The sequence below is a fragment of the Sphingomonas immobilis genome (assembly GCF_030580995.1).
Lineage (GTDB): Bacteria > Pseudomonadota > Alphaproteobacteria > Sphingomonadales > Sphingomonadaceae > Sphingomonas > Sphingomonas immobilis.
The window spans coordinates 100776-123076 of record NZ_JAUQSZ010000008.1 but is presented as its reverse complement, the minus strand read 5'-3'; the positions used below and the strand labels follow the sequence as shown (position 1 = coordinate 123076).

General features: G+C 67.0%; 20 protein-coding genes. 16 read left to right on the top strand and 4 right to left on the bottom strand.

The genetic code is table 11. The annotated features are described in order from the left end of the window. Position 1: 1 nt before the first annotated feature. The 4 genes from Q5H94_RS12670 to Q5H94_RS12655 form a co-directional block, all read right to left on the bottom strand. The gene (locus Q5H94_RS12670) at positions 2 to 1444 is read right to left on the bottom strand and encodes an aldehyde dehydrogenase family protein (protein ID WP_304561638.1); all 1443 of its coding nucleotides are present in this window, start codon (positions 1442 to 1444) and stop codon (positions 2 to 4) included. Continuing rightward, complete coding sequence (locus Q5H94_RS12665) at positions 1441 to 2001, bottom strand: nuclear transport factor 2 family protein (RefSeq protein ID WP_304561637.1); 561 nt, start codon at positions 1999 to 2001, stop codon at positions 1441 to 1443. The genes Q5H94_RS12670 and Q5H94_RS12665 overlap by 4 nt, the downstream gene beginning before the upstream one ends. Before the next feature lie 18 nt (positions 2002 to 2019). Then, positions 2020 to 3636, bottom strand: coding sequence for a GMC family oxidoreductase (locus Q5H94_RS12660; RefSeq protein WP_304561636.1), 1617 nt, complete (start codon positions 3634 to 3636; stop codon positions 2020 to 2022). A gap of 70 nt (positions 3637 to 3706) precedes the next feature. Beyond that, on the bottom strand, positions 3707 to 4174 hold the full coding sequence (locus tag Q5H94_RS12655; RefSeq protein WP_304561635.1) for a MaoC family dehydratase: 468 nt from the start codon (positions 4172 to 4174) through the stop codon (positions 3707 to 3709). A 135-nt stretch (positions 4175 to 4309) separates the two neighbouring features. On the opposite strand from Q5H94_RS12655, the gene Q5H94_RS12650 reads away from it, so the two are divergent. The 16 genes from Q5H94_RS12650 to Q5H94_RS12575 all read left to right on the top strand — a co-directional run bounded on the left by Q5H94_RS12650 (position 4310) and on the right by Q5H94_RS12575 (position 22275). Beyond that, positions 4310 to 5026, top strand: a complete 717-nt coding sequence (locus Q5H94_RS12650) for a FadR/GntR family transcriptional regulator (RefSeq protein ID WP_304561634.1) — start codon at positions 4310 to 4312, stop codon at positions 5024 to 5026. Positions 5027 to 5249: 223 nt separating this feature from the next. Next, positions 5250 to 7640, top strand: a complete 2391-nt coding sequence (gene cofH / locus Q5H94_RS12645; RefSeq protein WP_304561724.1) for a 5-amino-6-(D-ribitylamino)uracil--L-tyrosine 4-hydroxyphenyl transferase CofH — start codon at positions 5250 to 5252, stop codon at positions 7638 to 7640. Beyond that, complete coding sequence (npdG, locus tag Q5H94_RS12640; protein WP_304561633.1) at positions 7637 to 8305, top strand: NADPH-dependent F420 reductase; 669 nt, start codon at positions 7637 to 7639, stop codon at positions 8303 to 8305. The genes cofH and npdG overlap by 4 nt, the downstream gene beginning before the upstream one ends. Continuing rightward, a complete protein-coding gene (locus Q5H94_RS12635) occupies positions 8302 to 8775 on the top strand; it encodes a MaoC family dehydratase (protein ID WP_304561632.1) in 474 nt (157 codons plus the stop codon). The genes npdG and Q5H94_RS12635 overlap by 4 nt, the downstream gene beginning before the upstream one ends. A 23-nt stretch (positions 8776 to 8798) precedes the next feature. Beyond that, entirely contained in the window at positions 8799 to 10193 is a 1395-nt protein-coding gene (locus tag Q5H94_RS12630; RefSeq protein ID WP_304561631.1) for an MFS transporter, read from the top strand. A 34-nt stretch (positions 10194 to 10227) separates the two neighbouring features. Further along, a complete protein-coding gene (locus tag Q5H94_RS12625) occupies positions 10228 to 10977 on the top strand; it encodes an SDR family NAD(P)-dependent oxidoreductase (RefSeq protein ID WP_304561630.1) in 750 nt (249 codons plus the stop codon). A 19-nt stretch (positions 10978 to 10996) separates the two neighbouring features. Then, positions 10997 to 12166, top strand: a complete 1170-nt coding sequence (locus Q5H94_RS12620) for a thiolase family protein (RefSeq protein ID WP_304561629.1) — start codon at positions 10997 to 10999, stop codon at positions 12164 to 12166. A gap of 99 nt (positions 12167 to 12265) precedes the next feature. Then, positions 12266 to 13315: an LLM class flavin-dependent oxidoreductase gene (locus Q5H94_RS12615; protein ID WP_304561628.1), complete on the top strand. Its 1050-nt coding sequence runs from the start codon at positions 12266 to 12268 to the stop codon at positions 13313 to 13315. Positions 13316 to 13349: 34 nt separating this feature from the next. Further along, a complete protein-coding gene (locus Q5H94_RS12610) occupies positions 13350 to 14744 on the top strand; it encodes an acyclic terpene utilization AtuA family protein (protein ID WP_304561627.1) in 1395 nt (464 codons plus the stop codon). After that, the gene (locus tag Q5H94_RS12605) at positions 14741 to 15052 is read left to right on the top strand and encodes an AtuA-related protein (protein ID WP_304561626.1); all 312 of its coding nucleotides are present in this window, start codon (positions 14741 to 14743) and stop codon (positions 15050 to 15052) included. The genes Q5H94_RS12610 and Q5H94_RS12605 overlap by 4 nt, the downstream gene beginning before the upstream one ends. Continuing rightward, a complete protein-coding gene (locus Q5H94_RS12600) occupies positions 15045 to 16250 on the top strand; it encodes an acyl-CoA dehydrogenase family protein (RefSeq protein ID WP_304561625.1) in 1206 nt (401 codons plus the stop codon). Before Q5H94_RS12605 ends, Q5H94_RS12600 begins: the two co-directional genes overlap by 8 nt. Then, positions 16243 to 18357: an acetate--CoA ligase family protein gene (locus tag Q5H94_RS12595; RefSeq protein WP_304561624.1), complete on the top strand. Its 2115-nt coding sequence runs from the start codon at positions 16243 to 16245 to the stop codon at positions 18355 to 18357. Before Q5H94_RS12600 ends, Q5H94_RS12595 begins: the two co-directional genes overlap by 8 nt. 3 nt (positions 18358 to 18360) lie before the next feature. After that, positions 18361 to 19164: an enoyl-CoA hydratase/isomerase family protein gene (locus Q5H94_RS12590; RefSeq protein WP_304561623.1), complete on the top strand. Its 804-nt coding sequence runs from the start codon at positions 18361 to 18363 to the stop codon at positions 19162 to 19164. An 11-nt stretch (positions 19165 to 19175) separates the two neighbouring features. Next, the gene (locus tag Q5H94_RS12585; RefSeq protein WP_304561622.1) at positions 19176 to 20216 is read left to right on the top strand and encodes a phosphotransferase family protein; all 1041 of its coding nucleotides are present in this window, start codon (positions 19176 to 19178) and stop codon (positions 20214 to 20216) included. Between the two features lie 22 nt (positions 20217 to 20238). After that, positions 20239 to 21507 carry an acyl-CoA dehydrogenase family protein gene (locus Q5H94_RS12580; RefSeq protein ID WP_304561621.1) on the top strand — a complete coding sequence of 423 codons (1269 nt, stop codon included), beginning with the start codon at positions 20239 to 20241 and terminating at the stop codon, positions 21505 to 21507. 3 nt (positions 21508 to 21510) lie between these two features. Beyond that, complete coding sequence (locus Q5H94_RS12575; protein WP_304561620.1) at positions 21511 to 22275, top strand: SDR family NAD(P)-dependent oxidoreductase; 765 nt, start codon at positions 21511 to 21513, stop codon at positions 22273 to 22275. Positions 22276 to 22301: the final 26 nt, after the last annotated feature.

Here is a 22301-nt window from a genome sequence, read left to right as displayed (position 1 = left end):
GTCAGGCGGTCGACCACTGGATATGCTGCGGCTCGAGATATTCGCGGATGCCGTATTCGCCATATTCGCGCCCGATGCCGCTCTGCTTGAAGCCGCCCATCGGTGCCTCCATGCGGATCGCACCGCCACCGTTGACGTACACGGTGCCGGTGCGGATTCGCTTCGCGACCGCCATCGCTGCCTCGTGCGGGCCGAACACGAAGCCGGAGAGCCCCAGGTCACTGTCATTGGCCATCGCCACGGCCTCGTCGATATCGTCATAGGGGATGACCATCGCGACCGGCGCGAACAGCTCGTCGCGCGCCAGCTCCGAATGGTTGTCGGCGCCCGCCACCAGCGTCGGGTTCAGATACCAGCCTTGGGGAAGATCGGGCCGCCCGCCGCCCGCGACGATTTTCGCACCCGCCAGCAAAGCGCGCGTGAGGACGCCCTCGACCCGCGCCCGATGCGCCTCGCTGATCAGCGGCCCCACCAGCGTGCCCGGCGTGCGCGGATCGCCGGTCTTGACCGTCGCGAAATAGCGCTGCGTCGCGGCAATGAACGCCGCCATTTTCGGGCGATGCACCAGGATTCGCGTCGGCGAGGCGCAGCCCTGTCCGGCATTGCGCAGGTAACGGATGTGGCAGGCGGCGATGGTCGGCTCGAAATCATAGTCCGGCAGCAGGATCATCGCATTCTTGCCGCCGAGTTCGAGCGTCACGCGCTTCAGCCCACGTCCCGCCTGCTGCATGACGCGGCTGCCGACGCCGACAGAGCCGGTGAAGCTGATCTTGTCGATGCCGGGATGCTCGCTCAGCGCCTTGCCGATCTCCGCGCCGCCGACCAGTACGCTGACGATGCCGTCCGGCACGCCCGCCTCCTTCATCAGCGCGCCCAGCGCGAGCGTCGCCAGCGGCGTCTGCGGCGAACACAGGATCACCACCGCGCAACCGGCGGCAAAGGCCGGCGCGACCTTCAGGGCGAGCAGGAGCAAGGGATAATTGTAGGCCGTGATCGCCGCCGCCACGCCGACCGGCAGGAACCGCACGACGCTCTCGCTGGGCGCCGCCGCATTGCCGTCTGGCCCGAGCGCGATCGATCGGTCGATCCGCGCGAGCCCGGCATAATAGCGGAAGAAGCTGATCGGCGTGCCCACCTGCAGCGGCCCGACCAGATCGACCGGCGTGCCCACCTCGTCGACCAGCAACGCGCCGAGCGCATCCCGATGCTGCTCGATCAGATCGGCGAGCCGCAAGAGCGTGTCGGCGCGATATTCGGGATCGTCCCACACGCCCGACGCGAATGCCGCTTGCGCCGCGCGCACCGCCGCATCGACCTGCTCGACCGAAGCCTCGTTGAGCGTCGCGAACACCGCTCCGGTCGCCGGGTTCTCGACCTCGAGCCGTGGGCCGAGGCCGGTCTGCGGCTGGCCGGCGATCCACAGCTTGTCGGTCTGCAAGGTCACGCCGCGGCCTTCTCGATCTTCGCGCGGAATTCCTTCCAGCTGTCGAGCGGCTCGGGCAGGTCGGGCAACTGCCACGCGCCGTAACGCCACACGCGCTTTTCCATGCCGAGCGCCTGGCCATATTGCTCGGCCGGCACGAAATAGAGGAACTGATAGCCGCGCCAGGCGAACTTCCACACGCCATCGACGCGGCGGTAGCGGTCGTTGTAGCGGATCGCGGCGACATAGGCGACGCCGGCATTGCTGGTCTCGCAATGCGCGAGGATCGTCCCGGTGGCCTTGTTGGCATCCTCGGGATCGACCTCGATCAGGCGATCGTGCGACCAGTGATAGGAGGGCCCCATGTTGCCGAGCGACGTTTCGTAATGCTCGCGCACCCCGTCACGGCCGCTCTTGCCATGAACGCCGTCGACATGCCCGAAATAGGCATCCTCGGTGAACATCGCGAGCAGCTCCTCGATACGCCGGTCGTCGCAGGCGATGCAGTAGCGCGCGATCAGATTCTCGATGTCGTTGCGCGCGGTAAGCCGGATGTAGAGGTCTTCGTCGAGGACCATCGTCGCTCTCCTTGGGTATCAGCCTTTGAGGATCATGTCGGACGCCTTCTCCGCGATCATCATGGTCGCGGCGGCGGTGTTGGCGGACGGGATCATCGGCATGATCGATGAATCGACCACGCGCAGCCCGGTCATGCCGTGGACCCGGAGTTCGGGGTCGACCACGGCGCGCGCGTCGGTCGCCGGCCCCATCTTGCACGTGCCGACGAGGTGATAGCTGGTCGCGCCCTTTTCGCGGGCGAAAGTCATCAACTGCTCGTCGGATTCATAGTCCGCGCCGGGGAACAGTTCCTGGTCGATCAGCGATGCGAGCGGTTCGGTCGCGTAGATCTTCCGCGCGGCGCGCAATGCCGCGAGCACGACACGCTGGTCCTCGATCTCGGTCAGCCAGCGCGGGTTGACGTGCGGTGGTGCATCGACATCGGGTGACGCGATGCGGACATAGCCCGCGCTCTGCGGCCGCTGCTGCCAGACGCCGCAGGTCATGCCAGGGAAATCGTCGAGCACGCCGACCAGGCCCATCTTGAAGCTCGCGGGGGCGAACATCATCGCATAGTCGGGCCGCTCCATGCCGGGATCGCTCTTGCCGAACAGGTGGATGCGCGCCGGGCTCGTCGCCAGCACGCTCGGCCGGCCCATCGCCCACAGCGCGATCTGCCGCAGCAGCGGCAGGCCGGTGACGTGCAGGTTGATGCTGTCGATGCCGGGCTTGGCGCGCGCGACGATACGCGGGCTGTAATGGTCGCGGAAATTCTCGCCGACGCCGGGCAGATCGTGTTGCACCGGCACACCCGCCGATTGCAGCAGCTCCGCCGGGCCGATGCCGCTGAGCTGCAGCAGCTTCGGTGAATTGATCGCGCCCGCACAGACGATCACCTCGCGCCGCGCCGTCACGGTCTTTTCCACGCCGCCGCGGCGATAGGCCACGCCCGTCGCACGCTTGCCGTCGAGAACGATGCGCGTGGCGAGCGCGTCGGTGCGGATATCGACGCCGAATTTCTTCGCCGCCGGGTGCAGGAAGGCCGTCGCCGTGCTGAGGCGGCGGCCCTTCGAGATCGCGCTCTGGTAGCGGCCGACGCCTTCCTGTTTCGCGCCGTTGTAATCGGCGTTGATCGGGTGCCCGGCATTGTGCGCGGATGCGATGAAGGCGGGTTCGAGCTTGTTGGGCCACTGTGCCGTCGTGACGGTCAGCCGCCCGGCATCGCCGCGATAGCGCGAATCGGGTGCGACGTCGGGCGCGACCCGCCGCTCGGTGCGCCGGAAATAGGGGAGGATGTCGTCGTAGCTCCAGCCCCGGTTGCCCATCTGCGCCCAGCCGTCATAGTCCGCCGCCTGGCCGCGATTGTAGATCATGCCGTTGAGCGAGCTCGACCCGCCCAGCGTCTTGCCCTGCGTGTAGGGCGCGGAGCGGTTGCCGGTGGCCGGATCGGGGTCGGTCTTGAACTGCCAGGTCAGCGTCGGGTGGAACAGCGTCTTGCTGAAGCCCGCCGGGATGTGAATGTAGATGTTGCGGTCGGGCGGCCCGGCCTCCAGCACGCAGACGCTGTGCCCCGCCTCGCCGAGGCGATAGGCGAGGATGCCGGCCGCAGTGCCGCCGCCGACAAGGACATAGTCGAAGCTGTCGGTTCCGCTCACGGCGCTCTCCAAAGGGTTTTCCGGCGCTTGTTGCCGCGCCTTGATTACGGTGACTGCGTGCGTGAAGCGGCTATGCCGCCGCTGCGTCGACCGGCCGCTTGATCATCATGCCCGTCCGCAGTGCCGTCATCACGATTTCGTCGTGCTGGTTGTAACCGATGTGCTTGAACGTCACGATGCCCGCGTTGGGATATTTCTTGCTTTCGCGCTTCTCGATGATGTGCGTCTCGCTGTGCAGCGTGTCGCCGATGCGGACAACCTTGGGAAAGCGCACTTCCTGATAGCCGAGGTTGCCCATCGTCGTGCCCGACGTGGTGTCATCCGCCGAAACGCCGCAGACGAACGACATCGTCCACAGGCTGTTGACCGCGATCGAGCCGTGGATCGTTCCCTTGGCGAACTCGACGTCGAGGTGCAGCGGCTGGTTGTTGCTGGCAAGGACCGTGAACAGCAGATTGTCCGTTTCCGTCACGGTCCGCCGCGTGGTGTGCTTGAAAACCATGCCCGGCTCGAGCTCTTCATAATATTTGCCGGCCATATCCACTCCGTTTTTTATCAATCCGAATAATGATCATAGTTAGCCTTGTTGTTGCATAGTGTCAAACGGTGATAATAGATTTGCGGGCGGAAAGCGTGTCAGGTGCGGCCTGCACATGCGTGAAGGGACACAGGGGTGCAGAAGATAAAGCGCGGATCGAAAGTTGCCGAGGAACTGGCGCAGGACATTCTGCGCAAGGTGTGTGCGGAGGGCGCGACGCCGGGCAGTCGCTTGCCGAGCGAAGCGACGATGGTCGCCGAATATGGCGTCGGGCGCGGTTCGCTGCGTGAGGCGCTGCGGATCCTGGAGATCCACGGCATCATCCGAATCAAGGCCGGGCCGGGCGGCGGCCCGGTCGTGGTCGGGCCGACGACGACCGATTTCGGGCGGATGGCGACGATGTTCTTCCAGGCGGGCGCGATGACCTTCCGCGAGGTGATCGACGCGCGTTTGCTGCTCGAACCGATGATCGCACGCATGGCGGCCGAGCGTCGCGAGCCCGAACTGGTCGAGCAATTGCTCGCCGCGGAAACCTCGACCAGCAGCGACGCGGCCTATCTCAAGACGAGTGCCAATTTCCACTGGCAGGTCGGATCGATGTCGGGGAATCGCATCCTCAACCTGATGAGCCACGCCCTCGAGGATATCTTCCACGCGCGCGTCGTCGGCATGTTGTTCCCGCCCGAGCGGCGTGAAGCCGTTGTCGAGGCGCATCACGCAATCGCCGAGGCGATCGCCCGCGGCGACGCCGACGCCGCCGAGCGCCTGATGCGCGAACATATGGTCGAATATGCGCGCTACGTGGAGCAGCGCCACCCGGCGCTGATCGACGAAATCGTCGAATGGCATTGATCTGAACGGCCGTCGCCGGCCGTAATAGACACCGATATTCGCGCGGCTTCCCGGTTTCGTCCTGCGGCGGGACTGCCGCATCCGTGCGTCCGCCGTTTTCGAAAGAAGGGCTGTTGCGCCGGTTCGGACACCGTGCCATAAACTATGCGAACAATAATTATAGAATCTCACGAGAGGCTGGATTGAGGTGATTGCGACACATCCGCAAGCGAGTCGGACGACGATCGCAACGGGGTCCGCGGAACACGCTGCGCTTGCCGAAAGGTTGCTGGCGGCGTCACCGGAAACCCTGGCAGCGGAAGCGCGCCGGATTCGCGATCGTGCCTCGGCACCGGTTCACACCTACTCGCCGAAAGTGTTCATCCCGCTCACGCAACTGTGTCGGAACGTCTGCCATTATTGCACCTTCGCGCACCCGCCCCGCCGCGGCGAGCGAAGCTATCTGCCGCTGGACGAGATCTTGGCCATCGCCCGCGCCGGCCGCGACGCGGGGTGCCATGAGGCCTTGTTCACGCTCGGTGACCGGCCCGAGGCGCGGTACGCCGCGGCGCGTTCCGAGCTGTCCGCCATGGGGTATGACAGCACCGTGGAGTATCTCGCGGCGGCCTGCGCGGCGGTGATCGCCGAGACGGGATTGCTGCCCCACGTCAACGCCGGCGTCTTGACGCGCGACGAGATGGCCCGGTTGCGCAAGGTCTCGGCATCGCAGGGCATGATGCTCGAATCCGTATCGACGCGGCTGTGCGAGCGCGGCGGGCCGCATTTCGGCTCGCCCGACAAGCTCCCCGCGCGCCGCCTGCGCTGCATCGAGGATGCGGGCGAACTGGCGATCCCGTTCACCAGCGGCATCCTGATCGGCATCGGCGAGACCCGGCGCGAGCGGATCGATGCGTTGCTCGCCCTGCGTGCGCTGCACGAGCGTCACGGCCACATCCAGGAAATCATCGTCCAGAATTTCCGCGCGAAGCCGGGCACGAAGATGGCCTCCGCCGCCGAACCCGATCAAAGCGACCTGATCTGGACGGCCGCCGCCGCGCGCATCGTGTTCGGCGCGGACATGGCGATCCAGGTGCCGCCGAACCTCAACGCCGGCCGGCTCGGCGATCTGATCGACGCCGGGATCGACGATTGGGGCGGCGTGTCGCCGGTGACGGCCGATCACGTCAATCCCGAGGCGCCGTGGCCGGAGCGCGATCTCCTGCGCCGGGAAACCGCCGCCGCCGGCCGCGTGCTGACCGAGCGGCTGACGCTCTACCCGGCCTTCGTCCGCAATCCCGAACGCTGGCTCGATCCGGCGGTGCGCACGCCCGTCCTCCATCTATCCGGCAGCGACGGGCTCGCGCGGGGCGGCGAGTGGGCGGTCGGCCGGGCGATGCCGTTCCCGCCCCCCGCGAGGTCCGGCGGAAACGTCCGTCCGGTGATCCGCGACCTCGTCGCGCGGGCGGGACAGGGCGAAGCGCTCGACGAGGCCGATGTCGCGATGCTGCTTGCGACGCACGGGGCGGAATACGGGCACGTTTGCAAGGCCGCCGACGACCTTAGGCGCCGAACCGTTGGCGATGCGGTCAGCTACGTCGTCACGCGCAACATCAATTACACCAATATGTGCCGCTACGCCTGCACCTTCTGCGCCTTTTCCAAGGGGCGCGGGAACCGCTCGCTGCGCGGCCCGGCCTATGATCTCGATCTTGCCGAGGTCGCGCGTCGCGCGGTCGAAGCCCAGGCGCGCGGTGCCAGCGAAGTGTGCATGCAGGGTGGCATTCACCCGGCCTATACCGGCCAGACCTATCTCGATCTGCTCGCGACGGTACGATCGGCGGCTCCAGGGCTGCATGTCCACGCCTTCTCGCCGCTGGAGGTCGTCCACGGCGCCACGACGCTCGGCGTTTCGGTGGAGCATTTCCTCACCAGCCTGCGCGACGCGGGGCTCGGCAGCCTGCCCGGCACCGCCGCCGAGATTCTCGACGAGCGCGTTCGCCCGGCTTTATGCCCCGACAAGCTCGATACGCGCAGTTGGCTCGATGTCATCGAAACCGCGCACCGTGTCGGCCTGCGCACGACCGCGACGATCATGTTCGGGCATCTCGACGGCCCCGAACACTGGGCGCGGCACCTGCTGGAAATCCGCGCGCTGCAGGCGCGCACCGGCGGCTTCACCGAATTCGTGCCCTTGCCCTTCGTCCATGACGAGGCGCCGCTGTTCCTCGCCGGCAAGGCCCGGCGCGGCCCGAGCGCACGCGAGGCCGTGCTGATGCACGCCGTCGCGCGGCTGGTGCTGCATCCGCTCATCCCCAACATCCAGGTGTCGTGGGTGAAGCTCGGCGCGGACGGCGCGCGCGCGTGCCTCGACGCCGGCGCGAACGATCTCGGCGGGACGCTGATGAACGAAAGCATCTCATCGGCGGCCGGCGCGAGCCACGGGCAGGAAATGGATGCGGTGGCGATGGAGGCGTTGATCGCCGCCGCCGGCCGCACCCCGCGCCTGCGGACGACTTTGTACGGCGATGCGCCGCCCCGGCAGCGGTTCTGCGCGATGGCTGCGGCCCCGCTCGAACCCGTGCGCCTGACCAGGCCGCGCCGGCGGCAACCTGTTTTCGATGGAGTGAGTGCGTGAGCGAGAAAAGAACGATCGGCATCCTCGGCGGGGCCGGGCAGGAGGGCAGCGGTCTGGCCGTGCGCTGGGCGGCGGCAGGGCACGACGTGCTGATCGGCAGCCGCGACCGCGCGCGCGCCGAAACCGCAGCCGCAGAACTCACCGCCTTGCTGCCGGGCGGCACGATCCGGGGCGTCGACAATGCCGAAGCGGCGCACGCGGCGGAGATCGTCGTCCTCACCGTACCCTATGCGGTGCAGCAGGCGACCGCGCTCGCCGCCGCCGAGAGCCTGCGCGGCAAGATCCTGATCGACGTGACCGCGCCGCTGGCGCCGCCCAAGGTCGGCACGGTGCAACTCCCGGCGGGCGGTTCCGCCGTCGTCGCGCTGCAGCAGGCGCTCGGTCCCGACGTCACCGTGGTCGCGGCGTTCCAGAACATCTCGGCACATCACCTGCGTGATCTCGATCACGTCATGGATTGCGACGTGCTCGTCAGCACCGACAGCGCCGAGGCCGCCGAGGCCGTCATCGCGCTGGTCGCCGATGCCGGCATGAAAGGCTGGCACGCGGGGCCGCTCGCCAATTCGGCGGCGGCGGAGGCACTCACCTCGGTGATGATCACGCTCAACCGCAAATACAAGATTTCGGGCGCGGGCATCCGCATCACCGGCGGAGCGGGACATTGAGCGGCGCGGCGGACGGCGGCGAACGGCTGCTCGGGCAGGGCTTCTACTGGCAGGACATCGCCGTCGGCGATCGTTTCCGCACGCGGCGGCGGCTCGTCACCGAAGCGGATCTGGTCGGCTTCATCGGCGTGACCGGCATGCTGGAGGAACTGTTCATCGATCCCGGCCACGGCGGCGTGATCGAGGGGCGGCTGGTGCCGGCCGCGCTCACCTACGGCCTGATCGAGGGGCTGCTGTTCCAGACGATGATCCAGGGCACCGGCCTCGCCCTGCTCGAAGCGTCGATGAAGGCGATCAAGCCGGTCCGCGTCGGCGACACGATCTGGGCGACGGTCGAGATCACGCTCGTGAAGCCGAGCGCGAAGGCGAACCGCGCGATCGTCGCGTCCGCCGTCGTGATCCGCAATCAGGCGTGCGAGATCGTCCTGACATACGATGTGACCCGCATGCTTGCGGGCCGGCCCGAATAACGCGGCGGACCAGGAGAGTATCAATGGACCAGCGCGCGAGCTACCCGCACCCGGCATCCGCATCCTTCCCGGTGCCCGAGGATGTGCCGCCGGCCGCTCCGGTCGCGCCCGCGCAGGATCTGGCGCCCAAGGCCTGGCTCGCGCTCGCGATCCTGACGGCCTGCTTCGCCTTCGCCTTCACCGACCGGCAGATCCTCAACCTGATGGTCGATCCGATGAAGCGCGATTTCGCGGTGACGGACAAGCAGATCGGCTTCCTGATGGGGCCGGCGTTCACGATCACCTATGTGCTCGTCGGCCTGTTCGCCGGCTATTGCGCCGATCGCTACAATCGCCGCAACCTGCTGCTGTTCGCCGGAACGCTCTGGAGCCTGGCGACCGTCGCGACCGCCATCGCCAGCAACTACGAGACGATGGTCGTGACCCGGCTGATCGTCGGCGCGTCGGAGGCGTTCCTGTTTCCCTCCGGCATGTCGCTCGTCGCGGAGATGTTCGACAGGCGCCGGCTGCCAATCGCGACGACGATCTACCTGACCGCGCCCTATATCGGCGGCGGCCTCGCGCTGATCGTGGGGGGCACGGTGATCGGCTACACCGGCGCGATGAAGCCGATCCTGCTGCCGATCGGCATGATGCACGGGTGGCAGGTCGCGATCGCGATCGTCGGCGTGCTCGGTGCGGTGCCGATCCTCGCGCTGCTCGCCATTCCCGAACCGGTGCGCGGCGCGCTCGCCCAGGCCGACGACGACATGCGCAGCTTCGGCTTCCTGGAGGGGACGGGCTACATGCTGAAGCGCTGGCGCTTCTTCGTCATGTTCTTCCTCGGCATATCGTTCGTGTCGATCCTGCTCAACACCGTGCCGGCCTGGGCGCCGACGATGTTCACGCGGCAATACGGCATGTCGGCGACGCACGTCGGGCTGATCTACGGCATCCTCATCTTGGTGATCGGCATCCTCGCGGGACTCTGCTCGCCCGCGATCAACCGGCTGATCGCGAAGCGGCATTTCGATGCGCCGATGCGAACGGTGCTGATCGGGCCGATGCTGCTGATCGTGTTCGGTGCCCTGCTTCTGCTCGCGCCGGGCGCGGGGGTCGCGATGGCCTGTATCGCGCTCATCACCTTCGGCTATGTGGTTCCGCTGCCGATGGCGGGCGTGTCGCTGCAGCTGGCGACGCCGCCGCGCCTGCGTGGCCTGTCCGCCGCGTATTATTTCGTGATCGTCAGCGTGATCGGCGTCGGCATCGGGCCCATGCTGGTGCCCTTCGTCACCGACAATCTGCTGCACGACGAACACCGGCTGAACACCGCGATCGGCATGGTGACGATCGCCTGCGAAATCGTCGCGCTGGCGCTTTTGTGGTGCGCCTTCCGCGGCTTCAGCGCGGAGCGGCGCGCGCAGGGCGCGGCAGTCTGAGCCGCCTCACTTCATCGAAACAAGGAAACGGACAGTGGATCTCAAGCTGAATGGGAAGGTCGCGATCGTCACCGGGGCAAGCCGGGGGCTCGGCGCCGCCGCCGCGCGCGCGCTCGTCGCGGAGGGCGTGAAGGTCGTCGTGACCGGCCGCTCGCAGGCCGAGCTGGAGGCGCTCGCCGCCGAATATCCCGGCGATGTCCACGCCATCGTCTGCGACATGCGCGACATGGCCACCGTAGCGGACCTCGCGCCCCGGACGGTCGCGCACTTCGGGCAGATCGACATCGTCGTCAACAACGCCGGCATCGCACCAGCGGGCGCGTTCCTCGACCAGACGGTCGACGGCCTCGTCGAGGTGATGGCGGTCAACGTCATCGCCCCCGCCGTCCTGTCGCAGGCCGCCGGCCGCTACATGGTCGCGCAGAAGAGCGGCAAGATCATCAACATCGCCTCCATTTCCGGCATCCGCGGCAAGGCGGTGCTGGTCGGCTATTCCGCGTCCAAGGGCGGCATCATCCAGCTCACCAAGGCGCTCGCCGCCGAATGGGGCCGCCACAATGTCCAGGTCAACGCGATCGCGCCCGGCGCCTTCGTCACGGAGGCGCAGGCGGCGGTGGTCAACGATCCCGAGGTGCGCATGAAGCGCACCCGCAAGATCCCGGCGGGCCGCATGGCCGATCCGGCCGAGATGGCGGGCATGGTCTGCTACCTCGCTTCCGAACTGTCCGATTTCGTCACCGGCGCGGTCCTCACGATCGACGGCGGCGAAACCGCGAAAATCTGAAATTCCGAAAGGCATACGCATGAGAGAGACGGCCAACCCCGCCTATATCGTCGAGGCGGTGCGCACCCCTATCGGGCGCGGCCATGCCGAAAAGGGCATGTTCCGCGATATCCATCCGGCCGATCTGCTCGGCCGCGCCTATCTCGCGGCGATCGCGCGCGCCGGTATCGATGCCGCGCGCATCGACAATGTCATCGCGGGTTGCGCGCATCAGGTGGGCCAACAGGCGAGCGGCATCACCCGCACCGCCTGGCTGATGAAGGGCCTGCCGATCACCACCGGTGCGACCACCGTCGACGTGCGCTGCGGATCGGGGCAGCAGGCGGTCAACTACGCTGCGCTGACGATCGAGGGCGGGATCAACGACGTGGTGCTGGCCGGCGGGGTCGAGCATATGGGCCGCGTCGGCTTCCGCGCCAACGAAGGGTCGCAGGCGGCATACGGCGCGGCCTTCCCGCCCGAACTTCACGATCGCTATCCGCTGGTGCCGCAGGGCGTCGGCGCGGAGCTGATCGCGGATCAATGGGGCCTCACGCGCGACGATCTCGACGCCTTCGCTGTCCGCTCCAACGCACGCGCCGCCGCCGCGACCGAGTCCGGGGCATTCGCGCGCGAAATCTTCGCGGTCGAGACAGGCGAGGGCCCGGCGGACAAGGACCAGGGCATCCGTCCCGGCACGTCGATGCAAAGCCTCGCCGGCCTGAAGCCCGCCTTCCGTGAGAACGGCCGCATCACCGCCGGCAATTCCTCGCAGATGTCGGACGGCGCGGCCGCGTTGCTGCTGGCAAGCGGCGCGGCGGCGAAGGATCTCGGGCTGAAACCCCGCGCGCGCATCGTCGATCAGGTCGTCGTCGGTGTTGATCCGGTGACGATGCTGACCGGCCCGATCCCGTCGACACGCAAGCTGCTCGCACGCAACGGCCTGACGATCGCGGATATCGGCGCGTTCGAGGTCAACGAGGCCTTCGCCTCCGTGCCGCTGAGCTGGGAGCGCGAATTTTCGCCCGACCCGGAGCGCGTCAATCCGCGCGGCGGCGCGATCGCGCTCGGCCATCCGCTCGGTTGCACCGGCGCGCGGCTGATGACGACCTTGCTCCACTACCTCGAGGATACCGATCGCGAACTCGGCATCGTCACGATGTGCTGCGGCGGCGGTCTCGGCACGGCGACGCTGATCCAGCGCGTCTGATTTTTTGCTGATTCATCACTTTTCCAACGCGGAATCGGTTGCCCGCGACAAAACAATGCGTATAGTTATTCTAGATAAACGATGAGAGGAGGGCCGGGCGTGAAATTCGGTGTTTTGCTGACGGCTGTCTGGGGCCGGCACGACGAACCAAAAGTCCAGCTTGCCCAGCATCGCGAGATGGTCGAACTCTCGGAACAGCTCGGCTTTCGCCTCATGGTCGCGGGGCAGCACTTCCTCGGTGCAGAGCTGCGCTATTACCAGCCGGTCCCGTACCTGACCTATATGTCGCGCTTCGCGCCGAAGATGGAGGTCGCGACCGGCATCGTATTGATGTCGCTGGTGAATCCGGTCGAGCTCGCCGAACAGATCTGCACGCTCGATGCCTGCACCGACGGCAAGGCGATCCTCGGCATCGGGCTGGGCTATGCCGAGGCCGAGTTCCGCGCCGCCGGCATCCCGCGCGAGACGCGGATCAAGCGTTTCGAAGAAGGGCTCGAGCTCATCAAGGAGCTCTGGTCGGGCAAGGAGCATATCAAGTTCGACGGCGACCTGTTCAAGGTCGATGGCGATGCGGCGGCGGTCCAGCCGGTGCGCCGCCCGCGTCCGCCGATCTGGATCGGCGGGCAGGGCGAAAAGGCGATCCGCCGCGCCGCGCGCATGGCCGATGCCTGGTACGCCCCGCCGTTCCCGACGCACGAAGGCCTCGCGCGCCTGCGCGAGGTGTTCCTGGAGGAACGCGCCAAGCACGGCCTGCCCGACAACGGCTTCCCGGTGCGGCGTGAGCTGATCATCGCCGGTTCGCGCGCCGAGGCCCGCGAACTCGCCAAGCAGCGCAGCGCCGCGCGCTACGAAATCTATCTCAAATGGGGCCTGGGCAATCGCCTCGATGCCGACAATGCCGGTTTCGGCAGCGAGGCGGACGAGGATATCGACGCGCGCTTCATCCTCGGCGCGCCGGAAGATGTCGCGGAACAGCTCGACGGCATCCGCACCTCGCTCGGCATGGATTGCTTCGTTTTCAAGCCGCAGTGGCTGGGCCTGCCCCATGCCGAGGCGATGAAGCAGGTCGAGCTGTTCGGCACCAAGGTGCTGCCGCTGCTCGAAAAGGCGGAGGCCGCGTCGAAACCGGCCGCCCCCGCCGCCGCATGACTTTCCACCTGTTTTCCATGAACGGAGCAACGCGATGAAGAGCGTCAAGCTCGGCACCGGACTCGCTTTCTGGGGCGATTCCATCCGGCCGGCCATCGAGATGGTCGAACGTGCCGATATCCAGTATCTGTGCTGCGATCACCTCGCCGAACTGACGATGTCGATCCTCAACAAGCAGAAGAGCAAGCGGCCCGATCTCGGCTATACCACCGATATCATTCCGTTCCTGCGCGGCGTCCTGCGCAAATGCCATGAACGCGGCATCAAGATCATTTCCAACGCCGGCGGGGCCAATCCCGAATCCTGCGCGCGCGAAGTCGTCAAGCTGTGCCAGGAATTCGGCCTCTACGGGATGAAGGTCGCCTGCGTGACGGGCGACGACATCATGGACCGGATCGACGACGTGCTGGCGCAGGGCGTCGCGCTGGAGAACACCGACACCGGCCAGCCGCTCGCGGAAATCCGCGACCGCGTGACGCAGGCCAACGTCTACACCGGCTGCGAGGGCATCGTCGAGGCGCTGGAGAATGGCGCGGACATCGTCATCTGCGGGCGCGTCACCGATGCCGCCGTGTACCTCGGGCCGATGCGCTACGAGCTGGGCTGGGGTGCCGAGGACTGGGAGCTGCTCGGCGCGGGCACCGGCATCGCGCACTGCGTGGAATGCGGCGGGCAGGCGACCGGCGGCCTCTATTCGGGCGGCTGGGACGAGATGCGCAACCTGCCGTCGCTCGGCTATCCCGTCACGACGGTGTTCGAGAACGGCGAGGCGATCCTGTCCAAGACGCCGCAGACCGGCGGCGGCGTGACGGTCGGCACCGTGTCCGAACAGCTCGTCTACGAAGTGATGGACCCGGCCAATTATCTGACCGCCGATTCCGTCGCCGACGTCAGCCAGATCAAGCTCGACCAGATCGCGCCCGATCAGGTCAAGATCAGCAATGTCACGGGCAAGCCGGCACCGGCGACGCTGAAGGTCAACATGGGCTACCGCGCGGGCTTCGTCGGCGAGGCGCAGTTCACCTACACCTGGCCCGATGCGGTGAAGAAGGCCAAGGCGGGCCTCGAATTCCTCGCCGAGCGCTTGAAACAGGTCGATTTCAAGGCGTCGGAAACGCGCGTCGAATATATCGGCCGCAACTCGATGTGGGGCCCCGAACTGGTCGCCAACCCGGGCGAGGATGAAACCGAACTTGATGAGATCGTAGTCCGCTTCGCCGCCCGCTGCCCCACGGCGGAGGATGCGCGGAAGGTCTTCACCGAGAGCGTGCCCCTTTACAACAACGGCCCGGCCGGCGCGTCGGGCATTGGCACACGGCCGCCGATCAAGGAATTGTTCGGCATCTGGCCCTGCCTGATCCCGCGTGAATTCGTCACGCAGAAGGTGGCCATCACCGAAGTCCTGCAACCCGAGGAGGTCGCGGCATGACGCGCGTATGGGATCTGGCGCACGGCCGTTCCGGCGACAAGGGCGACGTGTGCAACATGGGCGTGATCGCACGCAGCCCGGAAGCCTGGGACGTGCTCCTGGAAAAGGTCACCGCGGAGCGTGTGAAGGCGCATTTCGGCGACATGATCAAGGGCACCGTGACGCGGTACGAGCTGCCCAACATCCGTGCGCTCAACTTCGTGTGCCGCGGCGCGCTCGATGGCGGCGGTACGCTGTCGCTGCGCTCCGATCATCTCGGAAAGGTGATGTATACCTGGCTGCTCCGCATGGAGCTGGGCGATGAATGACATGACGCCGCTCGCCACCTCGGCCTCGCGCGAGGAGCTGGAGGCGCTGCGCGACGTGATGCGCGATTTCGGCAAGAACGAGATCCGCCCGCGCATTCGCGACCTGGAGCTGGCCGGGGAATTCCCGCGCGAAATCTATCGTCAGCTCGGTGAGCTTGGCGCTTATGGCACGATGATCCCGGAGAACATGGGCGGCTCGGGCATGGGTTTCGAGGCGCTGGCGATCGTGTCGGAGGAACTGGCCTATGCCTATCCGCCGCTGTCGGCGGGCATGAACCTCCAGGCGGCGACCGTGCCGCTCACGATCCGCAACTGGGGTACGCCGGAGCAGATCGAAAAATACGTGGCGAAGCTGATCTCGGCCGAAATCCTCGGTTGTAACGGCATGAGCGAGCCCGACGGCGGCACCGATTTCCTCGGCGCGATGCGCACGGTGGCGGTGCGCGACGGTGACGACTATATCATCAACGGCACCAAGATGTGGATCACCAACGCCAATGTGGCGGACGTGGCGATCATCTATTGCAAGACCGATCCGAAAGCGAAGCACAAGGGCGTCTCCGCTTTCCTCGTGCCGACCGACACGCCGGGCTTCGCCGCCAGCCGCGTGAAATGCCGCGTACTCGGCAATCTCATGCCGACCAACGGACTGACCTTCACCGACATGCGCGTGCCGGCGTCCTGCATGCTCGGCGCTGAAGGCGAGGGCTTCAAGGTGGCGATGACGGCGATGGATTTCGGCCGCCTGACCGTCGCCGCGCGGTCGCTCGGCCTGACGCGCGCCTGTCTCGATGCGTCGCTCGAATATGCCGATCTGCGCACCGCCTTCGGGGAGAAGATCGGTTCGTTCCAGATGATCAAGCACCAGCTCGCCGACATGGTCGTCGAAGTCGCCGCGGCGACCGAACTCGTCTACAAGGCGGCGCGGATGTACGATGCGGGCGACATCGCCACACGCGAAAGCTCGATCGCCAAATATTACGTCGGCGAGGTCTGCAACCGCGCGGCGCAGGCGACGGCCGAGATCTTCGGCGGCTATGCTTTTTCCGACGAACTCCCGATCTCGATCTACCTCAACTTCGCCAAGCTTTGGCAGACCGGGGAAGGATCTGCCAATCTTCAGCGCATCCTGATCGCCGACGACGCGCTCGGCTGGAAGCTCATGGATCGCCACGCACAGAAAGTCCGCAATGCGTAATATTCTCGGTTCCGAGCCGGACGTCGACCGGCTGTTCAACCCGAAATCGATCGCCGTCGTCGGCGCATCGTCGCGGCCCGGCGCGCTGAGCTGGTGGCCGCTGCACCTCGCCGTCACCAAGGGGTTCGCGGGGGCGGTCTATCCGGTCAACCCGACGCAGCAGGAACTCGAGGGGTTGAAATGCTTCCCCTCGATCGGCGCGATCGGTCAGCCGGTCGATGTCGCGGTCGTCGTCCTCAATGCCGAGCGTACGCCCGAGGCGGTCGCGGCCTGTGCGGCGGCGGGCGTCAAGGCGGTCGTGCTGCCGACGCAGGGGCTCGGCGAGATGGGCCCCGAGGGCGAGGCGATCCAGGCCGAGATGGTCGCGAATGCGCGCGCCGCCGGGATGCGCGTCGTCGGGCCGAATACCGATGGTTTCGCCAACCTCACCTCCGGCGCGATCGGGTCGATCCAGCCGCTCTATGCCGACGCGATGGCGCCGGGCCCGGTCGGCCTCGTCACGCAGAGCGGGGCCACCTCCAGTTCGCTGATGATCCGCCTCAAGCAGCACGGCATCGGGTGCCGCATGGTCGTCAGCGGCGGCAACGAGGTCGATCTCGGCCTTGCCGATTACATGTCGGTGATGGTGCAGGATCCCAACATCAAGATCATCCTGTCGTTCGTCGAATCGATCCGCAAGCCGGCCGACTTCCTGAAGGTGGCGGAACTCGCCGCCGAACTCGGCAAACCGATCGTGCTGATCAAGGTCGGCCGCTCCGAGGAAGGCGCCAAGCGCGCCGCCGCCCACACCGGCGCGCTGGCGGGGGCAGATGCGCTCTACGACGCGATGTTCGCGGCGCGCGGTGTGATCCGCGTCAGCGAATTGAGCGAACTGGTCGCGGTCGCCAAGATGTTCCTGACGCAGGGCGCGCCGCACACCGCCGGGGTCGGCATCATGTCCGTGTCGGGCGGGCAGGCGGGGACGCTGGCCGACAAGGCGGCGGAAGCCGGCGTGCCGGTGCCCGCGATCAGCGACGCGACCGAAGAACGGCTGACCGCCGCGCTCCAGTTTGGAAAAGGCTTCAACCCCTGCGACCTGACCGGCGAGATCGCGGTCAACCCAGGCCTCGCGCTGCAGGTCTACGAAGGCTTCAGCGGTGAGCCGGACATCGGTACCATCGTCTTCGCGCGCAAGCATCTGACGGCGCGCGCCAGCATCGTCGCGGCGGGTTTGCTCGGCGAACATTCGAAGCTGCCCCAGGCCAAGCCGCTCGCCATCTACGCGATGGACGGCGAGATCACCGGCGAGGAAGCCGACGCATACCTGGCGCACGGCGTGCCGGTGTACGACAATCTCAACGACCTCTACGGTGCCTGCGCCAAGCTGGCTCGCTGGTCGGCATTCCAGTCGGACCGGAAAGACCGCGCGGCACCTGCCGTCGTCGCACCGGGCACCGCCAGCTATGCGGGTGTCGTGCCCGATGCCGATACCAAGCGGATGCTGACCGACGCCGGTATCCGTCTCGCCGGAGAAGCGTTCGCGGCGAGCCGCGACGCGGCGATCTCCGCCGCGACCGACATGGGCTTCCCGGTCGTCCTGAAGGTCGTCAGCGAGCGCATCGCGCACAAGACCGAGGCTGGCGGCGTGATCCTCAACCTCGCCGACGCCGATGCGGTCGGTACGGCGTTCGATACGATCATGGCGAATGCCGCCGCCTATCTGAAGGACGGCACCGCCGACGGCGTGCTCGTGCAGGAGCAGATCAAGGACGGCATCGAAATGATCCTCGGCTGCAAATGCGATCCGCAGCTCGGGCCGTTCGTGGTCGTCGGCACCGGCGGCATCTTCACCGAATTGCTCAAGGACGTCGCGATCCGCCCTGCGCCTGTCGATCTCGACACCGCGAAGACGATGATCACCAGCCTGCGCGGCTACGCGCTGCTCGACGGCTTCCGGGGGGCGGCGCGCGGCGATGTCGATGCCTTCGCGCAGACCGTCGTCGATTTCTCGACCTTCATCGCGCGCGAAGGCGGCTGGCTCGCCGAGGGCGATCTCAACCCGGTGCTGGTGCTGGAGGACGGCAAGGGCGTGCGCACCGTCGATGCGCTTCTCGTCGGGCACGACTGAGCCGTGAGCGAGCCGCACATCATCGTCGATCGCGAGGGCAGCCTCGGGCGGATCATCCTCAATCGCCCGGACGCGCGCAATCCGCTCGACAAGAATTCGTCGGCAGGCGTGCTGGCGGGCCTGCGCTCGCATTTCGCCGATCCGGCGGTACGATCGGTGGTGATCAGCGGCGCGGGCGACGCCTTTTGCGCGGGCGGCGACCTCAAGCAGATGGCGGCCTTCGGTGAGATGAGCCCGGTCGAGGCATGGTCCTGGCCGTCCGCCATCGTCGAGGCGCACAAGCTGATGCTCGCCGCCGACAAGCCGGTGATCGCGGCGGTCAACGGCCCCGCTTCCGCAGGCGGCATGGGGCTGGCGGGGATGTGCGACATCATCGTCGCGGTCGATGGCGCGAAATTCGCGGTGCCCGAGGTGAAGGTCGGGCTGTTTCCGATGATCATCGTCGCGCATCTCGCCCGCGCCATCCCGCGCAAAATCCTGCTCGAGATGATGCTGACCGGCGACCCGATCGACGCGGCGGAGGGCCACCGCCTCGGCTTCGTCAACAAGGTTGCGACCGACCGCGACGATATGTGGCGCATCGTCGGCGATTATGCGCGCCGCTTCGAGAAGGTCGCGCCGACTGCCGTCGCGCTCGGCCGCCGCGCCTTCACTTTGCTCTCCGACATGCCGGCCTCGCAGGCGCTCGATGCCGCGCAATTCTTCAACCTGCCGTTCTTCTTCGGAGACGACATGAAGGAAGGCGCCACCGCCTTTCTCGAAAAGCGCAAGCCCAACTGGTCGCCGTATGGCGGCGATCCCGAGTGACGGCGTCGCTGGTGGCCGGACGGTCCCAGGATCTGGATAGCGCGCGTCTCGCGGCCTGGCTCAACGACGCCGGGATCGCCGACGGGCCGGTGCGCGACGTGCGCGCGCTGGTCGGGGGCACGCAGAACCTGATCCTGCGCTTCACCGCCGGCGACCGGAACCTCGTTCTGCGCCGCCCGCCGCCCGACCGCGCATCGAGCGAAAAGACCATCCGCCGCGAGGCGATCGTGCTTGCGGCGCTCGCGGAGACGGACCTGCCGCACCCGCGCCTGCGCGGGCTGTGCGAGGACGCGGAAATCCTCGGCGGCACTTTCCTCGTCACCGATGAGGTCGATGGTTTCAACGCGACCAGCGAGATGCCGGAGCGCGCCGGCAGCGATCCCGCGTTCCGCTACGGCATGGGGATCGCGCTTGCCGAAGGGCTCGCCGCTTTAGCGAGCGTGCCGGTCGATCGCGGCGCGATCGCGACACTCGGGTCCACCGATGGCTTCGTCGAGCGGCAGGTCGATCGCTGGGCCTCACAACTGGCGGGCTATGCCGATCTTGCGGGCTGGCCGGGGCCGGAAGCGCTCGGGCCCGTTACGGCGATCGGCGACTGGTTGCGGGCCAATCTGCCCGAGGATCGTCACGCCGGCCTGATGCATGGCGACTATCATATCGCCAACGTGCTGTTCCGCCGCGACACCGGCGGGCTCGCCGCGATCCTCGATTGGGAATTGGCGGCATTGGGCGATCCGCTGCTCGATCTCGCGCGGCTGGTGACGGTGTGGCCCAACGCGCGCAACGAGGGGTTGCTGAGCCTCAAGGTCGAACCGTGGGACGCCTTCCCGCCGGTCGAGGCGCTGATCGAACGCTACGCCGCGATCACCGGCCGTTCGATGGCGGCGCTGCCCTGGTTCGAGGCGCTCGCCTGCTACAAGTTCGGCATCATCCTCGAAGGTACACACGCGCGCGCCTGCGCCGGTCATGCCGACCCGGCGGTCGGGGCGCGGCTGCACGCCTCCGCCAAGGGCCTCGTCGCCCGCGCCGCCGCCACGCTGGACCGCGCATGATTTTGAAAAAGGACTGTCTCCGATGACGTGGAGTTTCGAAACCGATCCCGATTTCCAGCAGGAGCTCGACTGGATCGAGGCGTTCGTCGAGCAGAAGGTTGCGCCGCTCGATTTCCTGCTGGCCAATCCCTTCGACGTGAAGAACCGGGAGAATATCCGGCTGGTGCGCCCGTTGCAGGACGAGGTTCGCAAGCGCGGGCTGTGGGCCTGCCATCTCGGCCCGGAGCTGGGCGGGGCGGGCTACGGCCAGGTCAAGCTCGCGCTGATGAACGAGCTGATCGGTGCCGCCAAATTCGGGCCGATCGTGTTCGGCAATCAGGCACCCGATAGCGGCAATGCCGAGATCCTCGCCCGCTTCGGCACGCCCGACCAGAAGGCGCGCTATCTCCAGCCGCTGCTCGATGGTGAGATCGTTTCCTGCTTCTCGATGACCGAGCCGCAGGGCGGGGCCGATCCGCTGTTGATCGACACGACGGCGGTGCGTGACGGCGATCACTGGGTCATCAACGGCGAGAAATGGTTCTCGACCAATGCCAGCACCGCCGATTTCTTCATCGTCATGGCCAAGAGCGAATTCGATGCGAAGCCGCACGAGAGCATCTCGACGCTGATCGTGCCGGGCGGGACGCCGGGGCTCGAGGTGCTGCGCGACGTCGGTTACGGTAATTCGCATCCGACGCATGGCTATGTCCGCTACACCGACGTGCGCGTGCCGCTCGATCACATGCTCGGCGCGCCCGGGCAGGGTTTCGTGGTGGCGCAGACGCGGCTTGGCGGCGGGCGCATCCACCACGCGATGCGCACCATCGCCAAGGCGCGCAAAGCGCTCGAATATATGAAGCGCCGCGCCGTATCGCGCACGACCAAGGGCAGCCTGCTCTCGCAGAAGCAGCTCGTGCAGGAGAAAATCGCGCAATCCTGGGTGCAGCTCGAACAGTTCCGGCTGCTCGTGCTGCAGACGGCGTGGAAGATCGACAAGCACGGCGATTACTTCAAGGTCCGCAAGGATATCGCCGCGGTGAAATTCACCATGCCGCAGGTGATGCACGACATCGCCGGGCGCGCGCTGCACCTGCACGGCTCGCTCGGCCTTTCGACCGAGATGCCGTTCGCGCAGTGGGTTATCGAATCCTATTATCTCGGGCTCGCCGATGGGCCGACCGAAGTCCACGAGATCACCGTCGCACGCGAGTTGCTGAAGGGCATCGAGCCCGATCCGACGCCGTTCCCTGACTATCATCTGCCGCGACGCGCAGAGGCCGCGCGCGCGCTTTACGGCGCGGGAGAGTAAGCGATGGAATTGCAGGGCAACGTCACGGTCGTGACGGGCGGCGCGGGCGGCCTCGGCCTCGCGACTGCCGAGCGCATCGTCGCGGGCGGTGGCAAGGTGGTACTGGTCGATCTGCCGTCGTCGAATGGCGAACAGGTCGCGGCCGATCTCGGCGACAATGCGCGCTTCGCCGCCGCCGATATCACCGACAGCGGCCAGTTCGATGCTGCGCTCGATATCGCGCAGCAATTGGGCGAGCTGCGCGGCATGGTGCATTGCGCGGGGCGCGGCGCGACGCTGCGGGTGCTCGACCGTGACGGCGCGCCGGGATCGCTCGAAACCTATGAGGCGATCGTGCGGCTGAACCTGATCGGGAGCTTCAACGTGCTGCGCCTGGCGGCGGCGCGAATGGCGCGCAACGAACCCGTCGACGGCGAACGCGGCGCGATCGTGCTGACGGCGTCGGTCGCCGCGTACGAGGGCCAGATCGGGCAGATTCCCTATGCATCGTCCAAGGCCGGGATCGTCGGCATGACGCTGGTCGCGGCCCGCGATCTCGCCGCGCGCGGTATCCGCGTCAATTCGATCGCGCCGGGCGTGTTCGACACGCCGATCCTCGATCGCCTCGGCGACGAGATCAAGGCATCGCTCGGCGCGAAGATTCCGTTCCCGCCCCGCCTCGGCCGCCCCGCCGAATTCGGCAAACTCGCCGCTCACATGCTCGAAAACGGGATGATAAACGGCGAAACCGTCCGCATTGATGGCGCGATGCGGATGCCGCCGAAGTGAGCGCGGCGGCGATGCCCCGGTCGCTT